General features: G+C 66.9%; 15 protein-coding genes. 7 read left to right on the top strand and 8 right to left on the bottom strand.

Features of this window, described 5'->3' with window-relative positions; translation table 11 throughout:
- Positions 1–105 precede the first annotated feature (105 nt).
- Together IM760_RS07695 and IM760_RS07690 are read right to left on the bottom strand one after the other, a co-directional pair.
- Entirely contained in the window at positions 106–1,113 is a 1,008-nt protein-coding gene (locus IM760_RS07695; protein ID WP_204428068.1) for a putative solute-binding protein, read from the bottom strand.
- 75 nt (positions 1,114–1,188) lie between these two features.
- Complete coding sequence (locus IM760_RS07690) at positions 1,189–2,211, bottom strand: hypothetical protein (protein WP_204428066.1); 1,023 nt, start codon at positions 2,209–2,211, stop codon at positions 1,189–1,191.
- Between the two features lie 361 nt (positions 2,212–2,572).
- On the opposite strand from IM760_RS07690, the gene IM760_RS07685 reads away from it, so the two are divergent.
- Complete coding sequence (locus tag IM760_RS07685; RefSeq protein ID WP_204428064.1) at positions 2,573–3,940, top strand: ABC1 kinase family protein; 1,368 nt, start codon at positions 2,573–2,575, stop codon at positions 3,938–3,940.
- A 99-nt stretch (positions 3,941–4,039) separates the two neighbouring features.
- On the opposite strand, the gene IM760_RS07680 is transcribed toward IM760_RS07685, so the two are convergent.
- From IM760_RS07680 to IM760_RS07655, 6 genes are all read right to left on the bottom strand, one after another.
- The gene (locus IM760_RS07680) at positions 4,040–5,086 is read right to left on the bottom strand and encodes a putative solute-binding protein (RefSeq protein ID WP_204428062.1); all 1,047 of its coding nucleotides are present in this window, start codon (positions 5,084–5,086) and stop codon (positions 4,040–4,042) included.
- Entirely contained in the window at positions 5,083–6,240 is a 1,158-nt protein-coding gene (locus IM760_RS07675) for a putative solute-binding protein (RefSeq protein ID WP_239549676.1), read from the bottom strand. Before IM760_RS07675 ends, IM760_RS07680 begins: the two co-directional genes overlap by 4 nt.
- A gap of 240 nt (positions 6,241–6,480) precedes the next feature.
- Entirely contained in the window at positions 6,481–7,254 is a 774-nt protein-coding gene (locus IM760_RS07670; protein WP_204428060.1) for a YciK family oxidoreductase, read from the bottom strand.
- Positions 7,255–7,268: 14 nt separating this feature from the next.
- Positions 7,269–7,931, bottom strand: coding sequence for an HAD-IA family hydrolase (locus IM760_RS07665; protein ID WP_204428059.1), 663 nt, complete (start codon positions 7,929–7,931; stop codon positions 7,269–7,271).
- Positions 7,924–8,628, bottom strand: a complete 705-nt coding sequence (gene ubiG / locus IM760_RS07660; protein ID WP_204428058.1) for a bifunctional 2-polyprenyl-6-hydroxyphenol methylase/3-demethylubiquinol 3-O-methyltransferase UbiG — start codon at positions 8,626–8,628, stop codon at positions 7,924–7,926. Before ubiG ends, IM760_RS07665 begins: the two co-directional genes overlap by 8 nt.
- Entirely contained in the window at positions 8,625–9,977 is a 1,353-nt protein-coding gene (locus IM760_RS07655; RefSeq protein ID WP_204428057.1) for a TRZ/ATZ family hydrolase, read from the bottom strand. Before IM760_RS07655 ends, ubiG begins: the two co-directional genes overlap by 4 nt.
- Before the next feature lie 309 nt (positions 9,978–10,286).
- Here IM760_RS07655 and gyrA point away from each other — a divergent pair, with 309 nt between their 5' ends.
- The 6 genes from gyrA (at position 10,287) to cmk (ending at position 19,336) form a co-directional block, all read left to right on the top strand.
- Entirely contained in the window at positions 10,287–13,013 is a 2,727-nt protein-coding gene (gene gyrA, locus IM760_RS07650; RefSeq protein ID WP_204428056.1) for a DNA gyrase subunit A, read from the top strand.
- A gap of 110 nt (positions 13,014–13,123) precedes the next feature.
- Positions 13,124–14,203: a 3-phosphoserine/phosphohydroxythreonine transaminase gene (serC, locus tag IM760_RS07645; RefSeq protein ID WP_204428055.1), complete on the top strand. Its 1,080-nt coding sequence runs from the start codon at positions 13,124–13,126 to the stop codon at positions 14,201–14,203.
- Positions 14,203–15,282 (top strand): prephenate dehydratase, encoded by a 1,080-nt coding sequence (gene pheA / locus IM760_RS07640; RefSeq protein ID WP_204428054.1) that lies wholly within the window; start codon positions 14,203–14,205, stop codon positions 15,280–15,282. Before serC ends, pheA begins: the two co-directional genes overlap by 1 nt.
- Before the next feature lie 9 nt (positions 15,283–15,291).
- Positions 15,292–16,398: a histidinol-phosphate transaminase gene (gene hisC, locus IM760_RS07635; RefSeq protein ID WP_204428053.1), complete on the top strand. Its 1,107-nt coding sequence runs from the start codon at positions 15,292–15,294 to the stop codon at positions 16,396–16,398.
- On the top strand, positions 16,395–18,668 hold the full coding sequence (locus IM760_RS07630) for a bifunctional prephenate dehydrogenase/3-phosphoshikimate 1-carboxyvinyltransferase (protein WP_204428052.1): 2,274 nt from the start codon (positions 16,395–16,397) through the stop codon (positions 18,666–18,668). Before hisC ends, IM760_RS07630 begins: the two co-directional genes overlap by 4 nt.
- Positions 18,665–19,336, top strand: coding sequence for a (d)CMP kinase (gene cmk / locus IM760_RS07625; RefSeq protein ID WP_204428051.1), 672 nt, complete (start codon positions 18,665–18,667; stop codon positions 19,334–19,336). Before IM760_RS07630 ends, cmk begins: the two co-directional genes overlap by 4 nt.
- The last annotated feature ends 174 nt before the right edge of the window (positions 19,337–19,510 follow it).

The following is a 19,510-nucleotide window of genomic DNA, read 5'->3' as shown; positions in this document are numbered from 1 at the left end:
CACCCGGTTACTGGTTCATCGCCGAAGGAGCGGCAAAAAGGGGCGCGGAGGGGACAGAAATGCGGGGCCCGGAAGGGCCCCGCGGTTGGCGATCGTGTCAACGGATCACAGGGTGCACTCGGCCCGGGAGGGCTCGTACTTGCAACGTACTTTCTTGAGCAGGGAAATCAGGTCCTTGTTGTAGATACCGTCCTCGGTCATTTCCAGACGCGCTTCGCGGAGCATTTCGTCGTAGCGCAGCTTGTCCTGCTCGGGGATGTCGATCCACCACTTCTTGTCCACTTCGTTTTCCGCGTTGCGGATCACGTTCATGGCGCGGTCGAACTGGCTGAACATGAACTCACGGGACTTCTGGTCGAAGCCATCCGGGAAACGGTCGGCGCGCAGCACGATCTGGGTGGTCAGCATGCCCAGGGTGTAGCGAATGATGCCGCCGTCCGGCTGCATGCCCTTGTACAGTTCCAGGGCGGAGTAGGCCACCACCGGCGCGAAGCAGATGTCCACGGAGTTGTTGTTGAAGCGGCCGGCGAAGTTGGTGATGTCCGAAAGCACCGGAGACATGCCCACCTTGGACGCCATTTCCGCCTGGGCCGGATCGTATTCCATTACCGAGATGGATTTGCCGGACAGCTCACCGACGGTATCGATTTCCTTATCCTTCACGAACAGATAGGCGGCGCCCATGGGAATCATGCCGCCCATGGCGTAGTTGCCGGTTCTCATTTTTTCGGTAATGGACGGCGCGTCGCTGGACAGCACCTGCATCACCGTTTTCAGTTCCTTGTAGGTGGGGATGGCGCCGATGGCTTCCATGCTGCCCGCATAGCTGTTGAACTGACGAACCCGCAGGCCGGTGAGCACCGCGCCGTCGCACTGACCGGCTTTCAGGTCCTCGGCGGCGATTTTCTCGTCGGTATAGGGTTTGAGCTTCAGGTCGACGCCCCACCCGGACGCCTGGGTTTTGAGGTCCTTCATGACGTTGAACACGTCACCGTTGGCGCCAATGATGTCGAACACGCACAGGCTGCGTTCCACCGCCGCCTGGGCCGGGGACAGGGCGCTCAGGCCCAGCGAGGCCACCGCGGCCAGGGCGAAAGTCTTGAAAACGCGCATCACGGTATCTCCTTGCGAATACTTCTTGGAATAAGGCGGGACCGGCTCGGGGTGGTCCCGCCTTCACGGTGCGGATTAAAGCAGGTCGTCGATGTTCACTTCGGGCTCATCGGCCTCGTCATCCCAGAAGGTGCCGAGGGCGCCGATCGGGGTACGCTTGCCGGTGTTCTCGGTCCACAGCAGGTCGGACAGGCCGGTGACCAGCACGCCGGCGATGGTGTCCATCATGAGGTAGTCCGGATCCACGTTGTCGTCGTTGGCGGCGAAGTTGCGGATCGCGTCGCGCAGGCGCTCGTTGTCACCCTTGCTGTAGGCGCTCATGGCGTAGAAGGCGCTGCCCAGGCGGACGCCCTTCTCGAAGCCCATCTGCTCGGACTCGTGCAGAACCTTCCACGGCTCGGCGCCTTCCGGAGCCAGCTGCGGCAGGATCGACCAGATGGTGGCGCGCACGCCCATGGGCGCCCCCCACCATTTCTCGTTGTCCAGGCACTTCATGCGGCGCTCGACCTTGGCGACGATGTCGCGGGGCACGCCCACGGTGCCGTCGGCGGCGCCATCGGCGACCAGGGCCTGCACGCCGGAGATGTTGCCGACCAGCCACACCAGTTCATCCAGGTCCTTGCGCAGGTAGGGGCACTGACCCTCTTCCAGCGGACCGAACTTCTCGTTCATCAGGGTGTAGGCCTTGTACAGCCGCTTGGCGGCGACCGCGGAAAGGCGCTTCTGGGCGATGCGGGCGTCCTGGGCGCTGGCCACGTTGCCGGCGCGGACTTCGCGGTGGTAACGCAGTTCCTGCTCGAGAGCCTCCTGCTGCATGCACACGGCGGCGGTGGTGAAGGTGAGCACACCCAGTTTTTCGGGCCAGGAGCCGACCTCGGCGAAGGACATGAGCAGCGGAGTCTGTGCCTCGCCGGTCATGCAGCCCATGCGGATATCGTCGTAGGTAAACAGATAGGGGGCCATTTCGGCTTCACCGAAGGTGACCAGGATGTCACCGGTGCTTTTCCAGATCATGGCACAGCCGGAGAGCGCGACAACCATCCCCCCCGCCAGCACAAGACGCGAGGAACGGATGATCTTATCGAGTAGAGAACGCATTCCATGAGCTCCTTTTTATTGTTCTCTCGGCGCGGGCAACATTACAGAAAGGCTCTGAGTTGGCACAAGCGCCAATTACATAAATGCCTGTAAGTCATTACAAACATGATGCTAGCCTTGAGATCATCGTTTTGCGGCACGCCGGTGATAATGACCCTGCGTCTCGGCTCTACTGTCAAAATAGTCAATGCCTTCATGGAACCGGCCGGGCAGGCGGGCTGTATGCCTTGATTTTCAAGGCGTTGGCGGAAGGCGGGGGCGGCCGTGAGGCGGTGAACGCCTGTTTTCGAAAGAGCTGTCCGAAAAACAATAAAAAGGAGGACGACATCGACGAGCGGATCGGTAACTGAACGGAGTACACATGACCAAGGAATCCACCCTGAAGGCGGCGCGCGGCGACCTGACCCGGGAACGGGAAGGGCTGGCGCTGATGCGCAATACCGCCCGTGGCGCTCTGCGCGTGATGGAAACGGTGGGGGTGGTCGGCCGCCAGGGCATGGGCTGGCTGCTCGGCGACCGCGACGAGCTGCCGGTGCGGCTGCGGCGCACCTTCGAGTCCCTGGGCGCCACCTACATCAAGCTGGGTCAGTTCATCGCCAGTTCCCCGTCGTTGTTCCCCGAGGAGTACGTCAGCGAGTTCCAGAAGTGCCTGGATCGCACCCCGCCGATGCCGTTCCACTACATTCGCGACACCGTGGAGCGGGAACTGGGCCAGCCGCTGAGCGCCCTGTATGAATGGGTGGACCCCCAGCCACTGGCCAGCGCCTCCATCGCCCAGGTGCACGCCGCGCGGCTGCACAACGGCGCCGAGGTGGTGATCAAGGTGCAGCGGCCCGGCGTACGCCATGTGCTGCTCACCGACTTCAACTTTCTCTATTTCTCGGCGCGGGTGGTGGAATCCCTGGCGCCGGGCCTGTCCCGGTCGGCCCTGTCCGGGGTGATCGAGGAATTGCAGGCGGGCATGCTGGAGGAGTGCGACTTTCTGCAGGAAGCCCGCAATCTGGAGGCGTTCAACCGGTTCCTGGCGGAAAGCGGCAACACCGCGGTGGTGGCGCCCCGTCCGGTGGGCACCCATACCACCGCCCGGGTGCTGACCATGGAACGCTTCCACGGCGTGCCGCTCACCGACCTGGAGGTGCTGCGCGCCTACACCGACGACCCGGCGGGCACCCTGATCACCGCGCTCAACACCTGGTTCTCCAGCCTGATGCTTTGCGATTTCTTCCACGCGGACCTGCACGCCGGCAATCTGATGCTGCTGGAAGACGGGCGCGTGGGCTTTATCGACTTCGGCATGGTCGGGCGCATCCGCCGCGAGACCTGGGCCGGCATGATGGAGCTGTTCGAGGCCATCGGCCACGGTGACGTGGACGGCATGGCGCGGGCCATGGCCATGGTCGGCATGACCCGGGAAGAAGTGGACGTGGCGGCCCTGGCCCGGGATATCGGCGCCCTGCAGGAACGGCTCACCGACGTGGACGCCAGTTCCCTGGTGCAGGCGGACCGCAACGACCGGGAGGTCAACCAGTTGCTCACCGATCTGGTGCGCATCGGCGAGGGCCACGGCATCCGTTTCCCCCGGGAGTTCGCGTTGCTGCTCAAGCAGTTTCTGTATTTTGATCGCTATGTGCAGGCGCTGGCCCCGGAGCTGGACATGTTCAGCGACGGCCGCGTGGACATGTTCGGCGCCCTGGACCAGTTGCCGGGCAGCGACGAACCGCTGCATTGAGCGGGGCGGGGGATCGCGGTCGGAGGTCCGCTCCTACGATCCGACCGGGATAACCCATTGTAGGAGCGGTCGTTCGACCGCGATTTAGGCGGTCGGCTTTTATTGGACGGGGGCGGAACATTCCGCGCGGGTGTTATCCAGCTTGCAGCGGATCTTCTTCTGCAGCGCCAGCATGTCGGCGCTGTAGTAGCCGCGCTCACGCAACTCCTGACGCGCCTCGCGCATCATCACCTCGTACTCCCGCTTGTCCTCGTCGGGGATGGTCACGAACCAGTGTTGGGGCACCACCTTGGTTTCCTGGCGTACCCGGCCCAGGAAGTCGTCGTAGCTCTGGAAGAACAGCTCCCGGGTAATCTGCGCGAGCTCCGGGCTGACCCGGTCCTTGTGGCCCACCAGCTGCAGGGTGATCTGCGCCAGCGGGTAGTCGATGATGCCGCCGTCCGGGTCCATGCCCTTGTACAACTCCATCAGCTGGTAGGCGGCCAGCGGCGCGGCCAGCACGTCCACCACGCCGTTGTTGAACAGGCCCGGGGCGTGGACGATGTCGGTGGGCACCGGCGCGGCGCCCAGGTCGCCGACCATTTCCGCCTGCACCGGATCGTAGTCCAGCACCGCCACCTTCTTGCCGGCGGCCTTGCCCAGGGTATTGATGCGCTTGTCGTTGACGAAGATGTAGGCGCCGCCGGCGGGCGCCACGCCCAGGATCACGTACTCGCCCTGGGTCATGCGCGGCGCCGAGCGCGGATCGGCCAGCACCTTGAGCAGCATGCGCAGGTGCTCCTGGGTGGGCAGGCCGCCGATGGAATCGATGGTGCCGGTGTACTGGTTGAACAGGCGCGCGCGCATGCCGGTCATCAGGGCGGCGTCGCAGCGGCCGGCCTTGAGTTCCTCCACCATCACCGCCTCGTTGGTGTAGGGCTCCAGGTTGACGGTGATGCCGTACTGGAGGAAGCGGGTGGTCTGGTCCTGGGCGGCGGTGAAGATCGGGCCGTGGCGGCCGACCAGATCCCAGATGCAGATGTCCACGTTGCGCCGGTCGGCCAGGCGTTCGCGCAGCGGGCGCTCGTCAGCGCCGGCGGACCCGGCCAGCGGACCGGCCAGGGCCGCGACCAGGATCAGCAGGGTGGAGAGGGGAAGCGCTTTCATCCATTGCCCCCCGCGCCGGCGCACTCACCCCGGGACCCGTCGAACTTGCAGCGGATGCGCTTCTGCAGATCCAGCATGTCGCCGCTGTAGTAGCCTTCCTTGCGGAGCACGTCGCGGGCGTCCTGCATCATGCTCTCGTAGACGCGGCGCTCGTCGTCGGGGATATGGATCCACCAGCGTTTCGGCACCCGGTCTTCCTCCACCTTGACCCGCTCGCGCACCTGATCGTAGGCCTCGAACGACGCCTCCCGGATCAGCTGGGCGATTTCGTTGGGGAATTTATCCAGCCGGCCCACCAGCTGCATGCTGAGCTGGGCGATGGGGTAGTCGACGATGCCGCCCTTGGGCTCCATGCCCTTGTAGAGCTCCAGCAGCTCATAGGCCACCAGCGGCGCGGCGAGAATGTCCACCACGCCGTTGTTGAACTTGTTGGGGGCGCTGACGATGTCGGAGGGCACCGGCGTGGCGCCGATGCCGGCCACCATTTCCGCCTGGGTCTGGTCGTAGTCGAGCACCGCCACTTTCTTGCCGGCGGCCTTGGCCAGGGAACTGATCTGTTTGTCGTTGACGAAGATGTGCACGCCGCCGCCGGAGAACATGCCCATGATCACGTACTCGCCCTGCACCATCTTGTCCGCCTGGCTGGGGTGGGCGAGCACCTGCAGCAGGGTGCGCATGTGCTGGTTGTCCGGCACGCCGCCGATGGAATCGATGGTGCCGGTGTACTTGTTGAACAGGCGGGCGCGGAAGCCGCTCATCAGCGCCGCGTCGCAGCGGCCCGCCTTGAGCTCCTCCACCATCACGGTCTCGTTGGTGAACGGCACCATTTCCAGATTGACGCCGTACTCCATGGCCAGGGCGCGCTGGTCCATGGCCGCCTGGAACACCGGGCCGGCGCGGCCGGCGATGTCCCAGATACAGATTTTGCGGCTCAGGGCGGTACCCGGCGGCATCTGGTCGATGCCCACCAGCTTGGCGATGGCCTTGAGGCGCACCCGCACCGGCATGTCCCGGGAATAGAAAATATCCGAGAGCCCTTTTACCAGTCGATCATCGATGGTGACCCCGGGCAGCAGTTTTTCCATGGCCGCGCGCTGCTCATTGGTAAGACGCAGCTCCTGCGCGCTCACCGCGCAAAAAGCGGTGAATACCATTGCAAAAATAATGAGAAAAAATCGGCGCATAATAATCCCTGCTGTTGTTTTTAGAGGGTAATAAAGGGAGTAAAGCACGCCACCCGGGCAGTGAAGATGCCGGTAGGACGGAAGGGAATGGCGCGGGAGTCAAAGGCGGATGGCCGGCACCAGTATCGTTGTAGGAGCGGCTTCAGCCGCGATGCCGGTGGCACCGACGCTGATCGCGGCTGAAGCCGCTCCTACAATCGGACGGGGCGCTTATTTCGGTTGCGCGTCCAGTGAGACGCCGTTGACGTCGGCGCTGTCCGGGCCCAGCAAAAACAAATACGGCGCCACGATCTGCGCCGGGGTTTTCAGGGTGGCCGGGTCCTCGCCGGGGTAGGCGAGGGCGCGCATGTCGGTGCGGGTGGCGCCGGGGTTGATGGTGTTGGTGCGGATGCGGCTGGTGTTTTCCAGTTCGTCCGCCAGGGTCTGGGCGAGATTTTCGGTGGCCGCCTTGGAGGCCGCGTAGGCGCCCCAGAAGGCACGGCCCCGGCGGCCCACGCTGGATGAGGTGAACAGGATGCGCCCGTCCTCGCTGTGGCGCAGCAGCGGCAGCAGCGCCTGGGTCAGATAGAAGGCGCCGTTGACGTTGACGCGCATCACCGAATCCCAGGTGTCGGCGCCATAGCGGTCCAGCGGCGTCAGGTCGCCGAGCACGGAGGCGTTGTGCAGCACCCCGTCGAGACGGCCGAATTCCTTGTCGAACAGATTGGCCAGTTCCCGGTAGTCCTCCGGGCGCGCCACTTCCATATTGACCGGCGCCAGGGCCGGCTCGGCGCCGCCGGCGGCCTTGATCTGGTCGTACACCGCTTCCAGCTTGGCCTGGGTGCGGCCCAGCAGGATCACGGTGGCGCCGTGGGCGGCCAGGGCCAGCGCCACCGCGCGGCCGATGCCGGCGCCGGCGCCGGTGACCAGGATCACGCGGTTGTTGAAGGCGTCCGGGGCGCACTGATAGCCCACGGCGCGGTCATTGATCGCTTTGATGTCCATACCGGTGTCCTTCTTTACTGCGTCAGGCGTTGCAACAGGGGCAGCAGCTCATCGCCCCGTTCCAGATAATAATCCGCCGCCCAGGCGCGCGGGTTGTCGTCCGGATCCACATAGCCGAAGGCGGCGGTGGCGGTGCGCATTTTGGCGTTGATGCCGGCTTGAATATCGCGCAGGTGGTCGCCCACGTACAGACAATGGGTGGGGTTGGCGCCGGCGGCGGTGGCGGCCATCAGCAGGCCTTCCGGGTCCGGCTTGCGCTCGCGCACCTGATCCGGGCAGATCACCGCCACCGACCGGTCAAGCAGGCCCAGGCCGGCCAGCACCGGTCGGGTAAAGCGCTCCGGCTTGTTGGTGACCACGCCCCAGGGAAGGCCCTGGCGGTCCAGCCAGTCGAGGGACTCGGCCATGCCGTCGAACAGCACCGTGTCCACGTCCAGGCGCCGGCCGTAGGCGGCCAGCAGCTGGTCCAGATAGTCGTCGAAGCCGGGCTCGCCGGGGGCCAGGCCGAAGCCCAGTTCGGTGAGCGCCCGGGCGCCGTTGGATACGGTGGCGCGCACCGCCGCGTAGCTCACCGTGGGGCGGCCGTTGGCCTCCAGCACCTGGTTGAGCACCACGTAAAAGTCCGGCGCGGTGTCCACCAGGGTGCCGTCCAGGTCGAAAAACACCGCCTCAAGCATGGCGCACCGCGTGCATCAGGTAGTTCACCGATACATCCCGGTTGAGTTTGTACACCTGGGTCAGGGGGTTATAGGTCATGCCGGTGGTGTCGCGCACCTCCAGGCCGGCGTCCCGGGCCCAGCCGGCCAGCTCCGAGGGGCGGATCAGCTTGGCGTATTCATGGGTGCCCCGGGGCAGCAGGCGCAGCACGTACTCGGCGCCGACGATGGCGAACAGGAACGCCTTGGGGTTGCGGTTGATGGTGCTGAAGAACACCTGGCCGCCGGGCTTCACCAGGGTGGCGCAGGCGCGGATCACCGAAGACGGGTCGGGCACGTGTTCCAGCATCTCCAGGCAGGTGACGGCGTCGTACTGGCCGGCCCGCTCGGCGGCGATGTCCTCGGCGGCGATCTGCCGGTATTCCACCTCCTGGCCACTCTGTTCCGCGTGCAGCCGGGCCACCGCCAGCGGCGCCTCACCCAGATCGATGCCGGTGACCCGGGCGCCGCGTCGGGCCATGCCCTCGGAGAGCAGACCGCCGCCGCAGCCGATATCGATCACCTTCTTGCCGGGCAGACTGAGGCGCTCGTCGATGTAGTTGAGGCGCAGCGGATTGATCTCGTGGAGCGGCCGGAACTCGGAATTCGGATCCCACCAGCGTTCCGCCAGGGCGTTGAATTTGGCGATTTCGGCGCTGTCGACGTTGGCTTGGCTCATTGCTCGTCCTCCGGTGAAGGGGTGTCCCGGGCGATCCTTTCCCGCCATTCGCCGGCGTTCTTGGCGATCAGGGCGGCGTTCAGGGTGGTCAGCTGGCGGTCCCGCATCAGGCAGCGGCCGGCCACCCAGCTGTGGGTGACCTGGTCGCGGGTGGCGGCGTACACCAGCTGCGCCACCGGGTCATAGACCGGCTGGGTCTCCAGGGCGCTCAGGTCCACGGCGATCATGTCCGCCTGCTTGCCCGGCTCCAGGGAGCCGGTGCGCTCCTCCAGGCCCAGGGCGCGGGCGCCGTTGAGGGTGGCCATGCGCAGGGCGGTGGCGGCGGACACCGCCTCGGCGCGCAGGCTCACGCCCTTGGCCAGCAGGGCGGCGGTGCGCATTTCGCCGATCATGTCCAGGTCGTTGTTGCTGGCGGCGCCGTCGGTACCCAGGGCCACGTTGACGCCGGCCTCCAGCAACTTGTGCACGGGGCAGAAGCCGCTGGCCAGCTTGAGGTTGGATTCCGGGCAGTGCACCACCTGGGTGCCGGTGTCCACCAGCCACTGGATTTCCTCGTCCAGCAGCTGGGTCATGTGCACCGCCATCAGGCGCGGGCTGAGCAGGCCCAGCTGCTTGAGCCGGGTCAGCGGCCGCTCGCCGGTGGCTTCCACCGCCGAGTGGATCTCGCCGGCGGTTTCGTGCACGTGCATCATCACCGGGGCATCCAGTTCTTCCGCCAGGGTGAGGATCTTCTGTAGCGGTCCGTCGGACACGGTGTAGGGGGCGTGGGGGCCGAAGCCGATGGTCAGGCGCGGCTCGTGGCGCCAGTTGTCGGCGGCCCGGGTGGCCTGGCTCAGATAGTCGTCGGGCCCGTCCCCGGCGGGGGTGGGGAAGTCCAGGATCGGCGCGAACAGGGCGGCGCGCAGGCCCGCCTCCATGGCCACCCGGGCGGTGGTTTCCGGGAAGAAATACATGTCGCCGAAGCAGGTGGTGCCGGAGCGGATCATCTCCGCCGCCGCCAGCCGGGCGCCGTCACGGACGAAATGCTCCTCGCCCACCCAGCGGCCCTCGGCGGGCCACACATGCTGCTCCAGCCAGGTCATCAGCGGCAGGTCGTCGGCCAGGCCGCGAAACAGGTTCATGGCGGCGTGGGTGTGGGCGTTGATCAGCCCTGGGATCAGCAGGTGGCGGTCCAGGGTGACGGTGTCCGTGGCGGTCCATTTCTGGGCGGCCAGGGCGGTGGGCAGTAAATCGGCGATGACGCCGTCGCGCACCACCAGAGCGTGGTCGGCGAGCACGCCGGCGTCGGCGGGGGCCACCGGGGCCACCCAGCGGGCCTGGATGATCAGATCCGCGTGATTGTCGCTCATGCAAGGCTCCCTGTTCGGTCAGGCCGCGAGTATAGCCGCGCGGCGTTACAGGATACAGGATGCAGGATGCAGGCGCGGACGGAGCCGTGCCGACCGAGGCGCCGAGCCCGCGGGTTCATGCTGGTCGTGAACCTGGCCTTGCAGCGCGGAGCCCGGTGCCAGAGGCTCGCCGCCACCCGACCACGCGCCTGTATCCTGCTTCCTGCATCCTGTATCCGGCGGCGCGCCGCCCGTATCGCCCGGCCAGTCGCCGCTGTGCTATGATCCGGGGCTTTCCGGACTGTACCTGGACTCTTATAAAGGAACGCCATGACGGACCTCGCCAAAGAAGTCACACCCGTCAATATCGAGGACGAACTCAGGCAGTCGTACCTGGATTACGCCATGAGCGTGATCATCGGACGGGCCCTGCCGGATGTGCGTGACGGCCTCAAGCCGGTGCACCGCCGGGTGCTGTTCGCGATGCACGAACTGGGCAACGACTGGAACAAACCGTACAAGAAATCCGCCCGCGTGGTCGGCGACGTTATCGGTAAATACCACCCCCACGGTGATTCCGCCGTGTACGACACCATCGTGCGCATGGCGCAGCCGTTCTCGCTGCGCTACATGCTGGTGGACGGGCAGGGCAACTTCGGCTCCATCGACGGCGACTCGGCGGCGGCCATGCGGTACACCGAAGTGCGCATGTCCAAGATCGCCCACGAGCTGCTCGCCGACCTGGACAAGGAAACCGTCGATTACGTCGACAACTACGACGGCACCGAGCGCATCCCCGACGTGATGCCCACCCGTGTGCCGAACCTGCTGGTCAACGGCTCCTCCGGCATCGCCGTGGGCATGGCCACCAATATCCCGCCGCACAACCTGGGCGAGGTGATCGACGGTTGCCTGGCGCTGATCGACGACGACAGCCTGACCCCGGACGACCTGATGGAATACATCAAGGGCCCGGACTTCCCCACCGCCGGCATCATCAACGGCCGCGCCGGCATCGTGCAGGCCTACCGCACCGGCCGGGGCCGCATCTATGTGCGTGCCCGCGCCGACATCGAGCAGATGGACAAGGGCGGCAAGGAAGCGATCATCATCCATGAGCTGCCCTACCAGGTGAACAAGGCGCGGCTGATCGAGAAGATCGCCGAGCTGGTCAAGGACAAGAAGATCGAGGGCATCACCGAGCTGCGCGACGAGTCCGACAAGCAGGGCATGCGGGTGGTGATCGAGCTGCGCCGGGGCGAGAACGCCGAGGTGGTGCTCAACAACCTCTATCAGCAGACCCAGATGGAATCGGTGTTCGGCATCAACACCGTGGCCCTGGTGGACGGCCAGCCCAAGACCCTGAACCTGCGCGAGCTGCTCGACGCCTTCCTGCGTCACCGCCGCGAGGTGGTCACCCGGCGCACCGTCTACGAACTGCGCAAGGCCCGCGAGAAAGCCCATCAGCTGGAAGGTCTGGCGGTGGCGCTGGCCAACATCGATCCGGTGATCGAGCTGATCAAGGCCTCGCCCAGCGGCGCCGAGGCCAAGGAGAAGCTGCTCGGCCGCGGCTGGCAGCCCGGTGACGTGACCGCCATGCTGGAGCGGGCCGGCGGCGAGGACGCGGCGCGCCCGGACGGTCTCGACGACCACTACGGCATGCGCGACGGCCTTTATTACCTGAGCCCGGAACAGGCCCAGGCGATTCTCGATCTGCGCCTGCAGAAACTGACCGGCCTGGAACGGGAAAAGCTGATCACCGATTACCAGGAACTGCTGGAGCAGATCCGCGAGCTGATGCTGATCCTGGCCGATCCCCAGCGCCTGATGCAGGTGATCCGCGACGAGCTCAACGCGATTCGCGCCGAATACAGCGACGAGCGTCGCAGCGAGATCCAGACTTCCCGTCTGGACCTGAGCATGGAAGACCTGATCGCCGAGGAAACCGTGGTGGTGACCCTCAGCCACGGCGGCTACGCCAAGATTCAGCCGATCGACACCTACCGCGCCCAGAAGCGTGGCGGGCGCGGCAAGTCCGCCGGCCAGCTCAAGGACGAGGACTACGTGGAGCAGCTGCTGGTGGCCGGCACCCACGACACCCTGCTGTGCTTCACCAATGTGGGCAAGGTGTACTGGTTGCGCGTGTTCGAGTTGCCCCAGGGCGGCCGCGCCTCCCGGGGCAAGCCCATCGTCAACCTGATCCCGGCGCTCAAGCCCGAGGAACGGATCACCGCGATCCTGCGCCTGGACGCGGAGCAGGTGCGCCAGCAGGCCGCCGGCGGTGACGACGAGGACGAAAACGAAGCGGACGCCGTGGAAGTGGCCGACGACCTGGAGGGCGGTGAGGCCGAGGTGGAAGCCCCGGCGGTGAACGGGCCCTTTATCTTCATGGCCACCTCCAGCGGGGTGGTCAAACGCACCGAGCTGGCGCGCTTCGCCCGGCCGCGCAGCAGCGGCCTGATCGCGGTGCGGCTGCAGGACGGCGAGGATCTGGTCAACGTGGCCGTCACCCAAGGCCACGAGGACGTGGTGCTGGTGGCCGGCAACGGCAAGGTGGTGCGCTTCCAGGAATCCCGGGTGCGGGTGATGAGCCGCATCGCCCGGGGCGTGCGTGGCATGAAACTGGCTGAGGGCGAGAAGGTGATCGCCCTGATCGTGCCCCAGGAGGGCGGCCAGATGCTGGCGGCCTCCGAGAACGGCTACGGCAAGCGCACCGACCTGAGCGAGTTCCCCACCAAGGGCCGCGGTACCCAGGGCGTGATCGGCATGGTGGTCAATGAGCGCAACGGGCCGCTGGTGGGCGCCACCCAGGTGTTCGGCGGCGAGGACGTGATGCTGATTTCCAACCAGGGCACCCTGGTGCGCACCCGCGTGGACGAAGTCAGCCACCTGGGCCGCAACACCCAGGGCGTGCGGCTGATCCGGCTGGGCGAGGGCGAGGCCCTGTCCGGGCTGGCGCGGATCCCCGAGCTGGACGGTGATGTCGACCCGGACGCCGAGGACGTCGAGGACGGCGACGGCGATCAGAGTGTCGAGGCCGAGGGCGGCGAGGAATAAGCCGGCCTTTTGGGGCCGGCGTGTGGAGTGATCGCGGCTGAAGCCGCTCCTGCCAGGGCGACCAACGCGGTAGGAGCGGCTTCAGCCGTGAACCGACGGGAGAAGGAAGAATGAGCCGCGCGTACAACTTTTGCGCCGGTCCGGCGGCGTTGCCGGAAGCGGTCCTGCAACGGGCCCGCGAGGAAATGCTGGATTACCAGGGCACCGGCATGTCGGTGATGGAAATGAGCCACCGCGACGACGTGATCGTCGACATGGCCGAAAAGGCGGAGCGCGATCTTCGTGATCTGCTGGGTATTTCCGACGACTACGCGGTGCTGTTCCTGCAGGGCGGCGCCAGCGCCCAGTTCGCCATGGTGCCGCTGAACCTGCTCGGCGACGCCGGCAAGGCGGACTACGTGAACACCGGCCAGTGGTCGAGCAAGGCGATCAAGGAGGCCCGCCGCTTCTGCGAGGTGAACGTGGCGGCGTCCAGCGAGGACGCCAACTTCAGCTACGCGCCGGCGCAGAGCGAATGGCGGCTCTCCGACGACGCCGCCTATGTGCACTACTGCCCCAACGAGACCATCGGCGGGCTGGAGTTCGACTTTGTCCCGGAGGTGGACAAGCCGCTGGTGGCGGACATGAGTTCCACGATCCTGTCGCGGCCCATGGACGTGAGCCGGTTCGGTCTGATCTATGCCGGCGCCCAGAAGAACATCGGCCCGGCGGGCCTGACCCTGGTGATCGTGCGCAAGGACCTGCTGGGTCGCGCCGGTCCCACGGTGCCGTCCATGCTCGATTACAAGATCCACGCCGACAATGGCTCCATGTACAACACGCCGCCCACCTTCGCCTGGTATCTGGCGGGGCTGGTGTTCGAGTGGTTGAAGGAGCAGGGCGGGGTGAGCGCCATGGGCGAGATCAACCGCCGCAAGGCCGACAAGCTGTACGCTTACATCGACGGCAGCGACTTCTACGCCAACCCGGTTCGCCCGGGCCAGCGCAGTTGGATGAACGTGCCCTTCGTGCTGGCCGACAGCGCGCTGGACAAGGCCTTCCTGGCCGAGGCGGAAGCCGCCGGCCTGCGCAATCTGAAAGGCCACCGCAGTGTCGGCGGCATGCGCGCCAGCATCTATAACGCGGTGCCCGAGGCGGCGGTGGACGCGCTGATCGGGTTCATGTCGGACTTCGAAAAACGGAAAGCGTGATGACGGATCTGAACGCACTCAGAGACCAGATCGACGCCCTGGACCAGCAGCTCCAGGACCTGCTCAACAAGCGCGCCGATCTGGCCCACCAGGTGGCCGAGGTGAAACGCGCCGAGGATCCGGAGCCGGTGTTCTACCGGCCCGAGCGGGAGGCCCAGGTGCTGCGCCGCATCAAGGAACGCAACACCGGCCCCATCGGCGCCGAGGAGATGGCGCGCCTGTTCCGCGAGGTGATGAGCGTGTGCCTGGCCCTGGAACAGCCCATGCGGGTGGCGTTTCTGGGCCCCGAAGGCACCTTCACCCAGCAGGCGGCGATCAAGCATTTCGGCCACTCGGTGGAGAGCGTGCCGTTGGGCGCCATCGACGAGGTGTTCCGCGAGGTGGAAGCCGGAGCCGTGCATTTCGGCGTGGTGCCGGTGGAGAATTCCACCGAGGGCATGGTCAACCATACCCTGGATTCGTTCATGAATTCGGACCTCAAGATCTGCGGCGAGGTGGAACTGCGCATTCACCACCACCTGCTGTCCGGGCCCCATACCCGCCGCGACAAGGTCACGCGCATCTATTCCCACCAGCAGACCCTGGCCCAGTGCCGCCAGTGGCTGGACGCGCACATGCCGGCGGTGGAGCGCATCGCGGTGAGCTCCAACGCGGAAGCGGCGCGGCGCCTGCGCGACGAATGGAACGCCATGGCCATCGCCGGCGACATGGCCTGCGAGCTGTACGACCTGGAAAAGGTGCAGGTCAATATCGAGGACCGGCCGGACAACACCACCCGGTTCCTGATCATCGGCCGCCAGGACACGCCGCCGTCCGGCCGTGACAAGACCAGCCTGCTGGTGTCCGGCAAGAACCGGCCCGGCCTGCTGTCCGACCTGCTGCGCCCGTTCCGGGAAAAGAACATCAACCTGACCCGCCTGGAAAGCCGGCCGTCGCGCATCGCCAACTGGAGTTATGTGTTCTTCGTCGATTGCGAAGGCCACAAGGAAGACCCGGCCCTGACCGAGGTGCTCTCCGCCCTGGATGGGGACGGCAACACCATCAAGGTACTCGGCTCCTACCCCAAAGCGGTTCTGTAGGAACACACCATGACCTGCGACTACATTCAACTGGCCAATGACGGCGTGCAGCGCCTGCGGCCGTATCAGCCGGGCAAACCCATCGAGGAGCTGCAGCGCGAGCTGGGCATTCACGATGTGATCAAGCTGGCCAGCAACGAGAACCCGCTGGGCCCCAGCCATCGGGCCCTGGACGCCGCCCGCCATGCCCTGGACCAGATTCATCTGTACCCGGACGGCGCCGGCTATTCGCTGAAGGCGGCGCTGGCGGAGCGGCTGGGCGTGGGCGCCGACCAGCTGGTGCTGGGCAACGGCTCCAACGACGTGCTGGAGCTGATCGCCCGGGCCTACCTGCAGCCCGGCGACGAGGCGGTGTACTCGGAATACGCCTTCGCCATCTACCCGCTGGTGACGCTGGCCTGTTCCGCCCGGCCGGTGGAAGTGGAGTCGCACCTGTTCGCCCACGACCTGGCGGCCATGGCCGAGGCCATCACCGAGCGCACCCGGGTGGTGTTCCTCGCCAACCCCAACAACCCCACCGGCACCTGGTTCAACGACCACGCCCTGGACGCCTTCCTGGCGCGGGTGCCGGAGCGCGTGCTGGTGGTGCTGGACGAGGCCTACTTCGAGTACGTGGAAGAAAGCCACTACCCGGACGGCCTGCGCCGTCTGGCGCGCTATCCGAATCTGATCGTGGCGCGCACCTTCTCCAAGATTCACGGCCTGGCCGGGCTGCGGGTGGGCTATGGCGTGGCCCATCCCCAGGTGGCGGACGTGCTCAACCGGGTGCGCCAGCCGTTCAATGTGAACATCCCGGCCCTGGCCGCCGCCGAGGCGGCCCTGGACGACGTGGACCACATCGAGAACTCCAAGAGCGAGAACACCGCCGGCCTGGTGCAGCTGGCCGAGGGACTGGCGGCCCTGAATCTGGAGCAGATTCCGTCGGTGGCCAACTTCGTCGCCTTCGACTGCGGCGGCGACGCCCAGCCGGTCTACGAAGCGCTGCTGCGCGAGGGCGTCATCGTGCGGCCCCTGGGCGGCTACGGCATGCCCCGCCATCTGCGCGTGACCGCCGGCACCGCCCGCGATAACGAGCGCTTCCTGGCCGCCCTGGGCAAGGTGCTGGGCGACCGATGAAGCCCGCCCCCCTTTTCCGGCGGGTGGCGGTGATCGGCCTGGGGCTGATCGGCGGCTCCTTCGCCGCCGCCCTGCGCGACCAGGGCCTGGCCGGCACCGTGGTGGCCGGCTCCCGGTCGGCGCGTACCCTGGAGCAGGGCATGGCCCTGGGCCTGATCGACGAGGGCAGCCAGGACCTGGCGCTGGCGGTGCGCGGCGCCGATCTGGTGTTCGTGTCCACGCCGGTGTCGGCCATGGCGTCGGTGTTCGCGGCGCTGGCGCCGGGGCTGGCCGAGGGCGCCATCGTCACCGACGGCGGCAGCGTCAAGGGCGCGGTGATCGAGCAGGCGCGCCGGGCCCTGGGCCACCACTTCCCCCGCTTCGTGCCCGGCCATCCCATCGCCGGCAAGGAAAAAAGCGGCGTGGAGGCGGCGGACGCCACCCTCTACCGGCAGCACCGGGTGATCCTGACGCCGGTGGCGGACACCGACGGCGAGGCCACCCGGCGGGTGGCGGCGCTGTGGAGCGCCATCGGCGCGGAGGTCCTGACCATGGCCCCGGAGCACCACGACCGGGTGCTGGCGGAAACCAGCCATCTGCCGCATCTGCTGGCGTTCTCCCTGGTGGACACCCTGGCCCGGCAAGGCGACTCCACCGAGATCTTCCGCTATGCCGCCGGCGGCTTCCGCGACTTTACCCGCATCGCCGGCTCCGACCCGTTGATGTGGCACGATATCTTCCGCGAGAACCGCCGCGCGGTGCTCGACGCCCTGGACCTGTTCCGTGACGGCATCGAGCGCTTCCGGGCGGCGGTGCGCGACAATGACTCCGAGGCCCTGATGGGCATCATGAGCCGGGCCAACACCGCCCGCGCCCATTTCCTGGCCATGAACACGCGCTCCTCCTATACCCGGGCGCGGCATTCCGATGACGAGACTGGCATGACACAACATTCCGACCCCACCTTCGTGGTGGCCCCCGGTGGCCGGCTGCAGGGCCGCCTGCGGGTGCCCGGCGACAAATCCATGTCGCACCGCTCGATCATGCTGGCTTCCCTGGCCGAAGGCAGCACCGAGATCAGCGGCTTTCTGGAAGGCGAGGACGCCCTGGCCACGCTGCAGGCGTTTCGCGACATGGGCGTGGTGATCGAGGGCCCGCACAACGGCCGGGTGGTGGTGCACGGCGTCGGCCTGCACGGCCTGCGTGACCCGGGCAAGCCTCTTTATATGGGTAACTCCGGGACCTCCATGCGGCTGCTCACCGGCCTGCTGGCCGGCCAGGCCTTCGATACCGAGCTGACCGGCGACGAGTCCCTGTCCAAGCGCCCCATGGAGCGGGTCGCCGCGCCGCTGAGGGAAATGGGCGCCGCCATCGACACCGGCGAGGGCGGCCGCCCGCCGGTGCGCATTCACGGGGGCCGCACCCTGGAAGGCATTCATTACGATCTGCCGATGGCCTCCGCCCAGGTGAAATCCGCGGTGCTGCTGGCGGGGCTTTACGCGGAAGGGGACACCTCGGTGACCGAACCGGCCCCCACCCGCGACCACACCGAGCGCATGCTGGGCGGTTTCGGCTACCCGGTGCGCCGGGACGGGGCCACCGCCACCCTGCGCGGCGGCGGTACCCTGAGCGGCGGCCGTCTGGACGTGCCGGCGGACATTTCCTCGGCGGCGTTCTTCCTGGTCGGCGCCAGCATCGCCGAAGGCAGCGAACTGACCCTGCCCCATGTGGGCGTGAACCCCACCCGCACCGGCGTGATCGACATTCTCAAGCTGATGGGCGCGGACATTCGCCTGGAAAATCAACGGGATGCCGGTGGCGAGCCGGTGGCGGACCTGGTCGTGAAGAGCGCCCCGCTGAAGGGCATCGTGATCCCCGAGGAACTGGTGCCCCTGGCCATCGACGAGCTGCCGGTGGTGTTCATCGCCGCCGCCTGCGCCGAAGGCGAGACCGTGCTGCGCGGCGCCGAGGAGCTGCGCGTCAAGGAATCCGACCGGATTCAGGTGATGGCCGACGGTCTGGCCACCCTGGGCGTGGAGCATGACGTGTACGAGGACGGCATCCGCATCGTCGGCGGCGCCTTCGGCGGCGGCGAGGTGGAGTCCCACGGCGACCACCGCATCGCCATGAGCTTCGCCATGGCGGCCCTGCGCGCCGGCGCGCCGATCACCATCCACCACTGCGCCAACGTGGCCACCAGCTTCCCGGGCTTCGCCGGGCTGGCCGCCGGTGCCGGGCTGGCGCTGGAGGTGTTGGGCCAGGACACCGCGGACGCGGGAGAAAGCGCATGATCCCGGTGATCACCATCGACGGGCCGGTGTCCTCCGGCAAGGGCACGGTGGCGCGCCAGGTGGCCACCCGGCTGGGCTGGCATCTGCTCGATTCCGGTGCCCTGTACCGGGTGCTGGGCCTGCACGCGGAGCGCCGCGGCGTGGCCCTGGACGACGAAATGTGTCTGGTGGACCTGGCCGAGCAGCTGCCGGTGGAATTCCGGGAAGGCGAGGGTGACACCGCGGTGCTTCTGGAAGGCGAGGACGTGGGTCAGATCATCCGCGAGGAGCGGGTCGGCGAGCTGGCCAGCCAGGTGGCGGTGCTGCAGCCGGTGCGCGACGCCCTGTTCGCCCGCCAGCGGGCCTTCGCCCAGCGCCCCGGCCTGGTGGCCGACGGGCGCGATATGGGCACGGTGGTGTTCCGGGACGCGCCGCTCAAGGTGTTCCTCACCGCCAGCGCCGAGGAACGGGCCCGGCGGCGCCTGGGCCAGTTGAAGGAAAAAGGCTTTGGTGCTAACCTCGCCACCCTCATCGAGGACATCCGTACCCGGGACGAGCGTGACATGCAGCGCGCCGTCGCGCCGCTGAAGCCGGCGCCGGAAGCGGTGGAAATCGATTCCACCGAGCTCACCGTCGAGCAGGTGGTGGATCGTATTCTCGGTGAAGCCGCTGCCCGGTCGCTGATCTGACGGCATCGGTGGTCCAGATTACCCCGTAGGAGCGGCTTCAGCCGCGATACCGCGCCCGCCGGCCGGTTTCGCGGCTGAAGCCGCTCCTGCAATGGTGTTCTGATTTTCTGAAAACAGGTCGTCCGGTTTCTGACAGTAAACCAGCTTGGAATCGCGGCCTTTTATGAATAACCC

This window comes from Alloalcanivorax marinus (assembly GCF_016906305.1).
In the GTDB taxonomy this organism is placed as follows: domain Bacteria; phylum Pseudomonadota; class Gammaproteobacteria; order Pseudomonadales; family Alcanivoracaceae; genus Alloalcanivorax; species Alloalcanivorax marinus.
The sequence above is the reverse complement of the archived record's forward strand: the minus strand, read 5'-3'. Positions and strand labels throughout refer to the sequence as shown.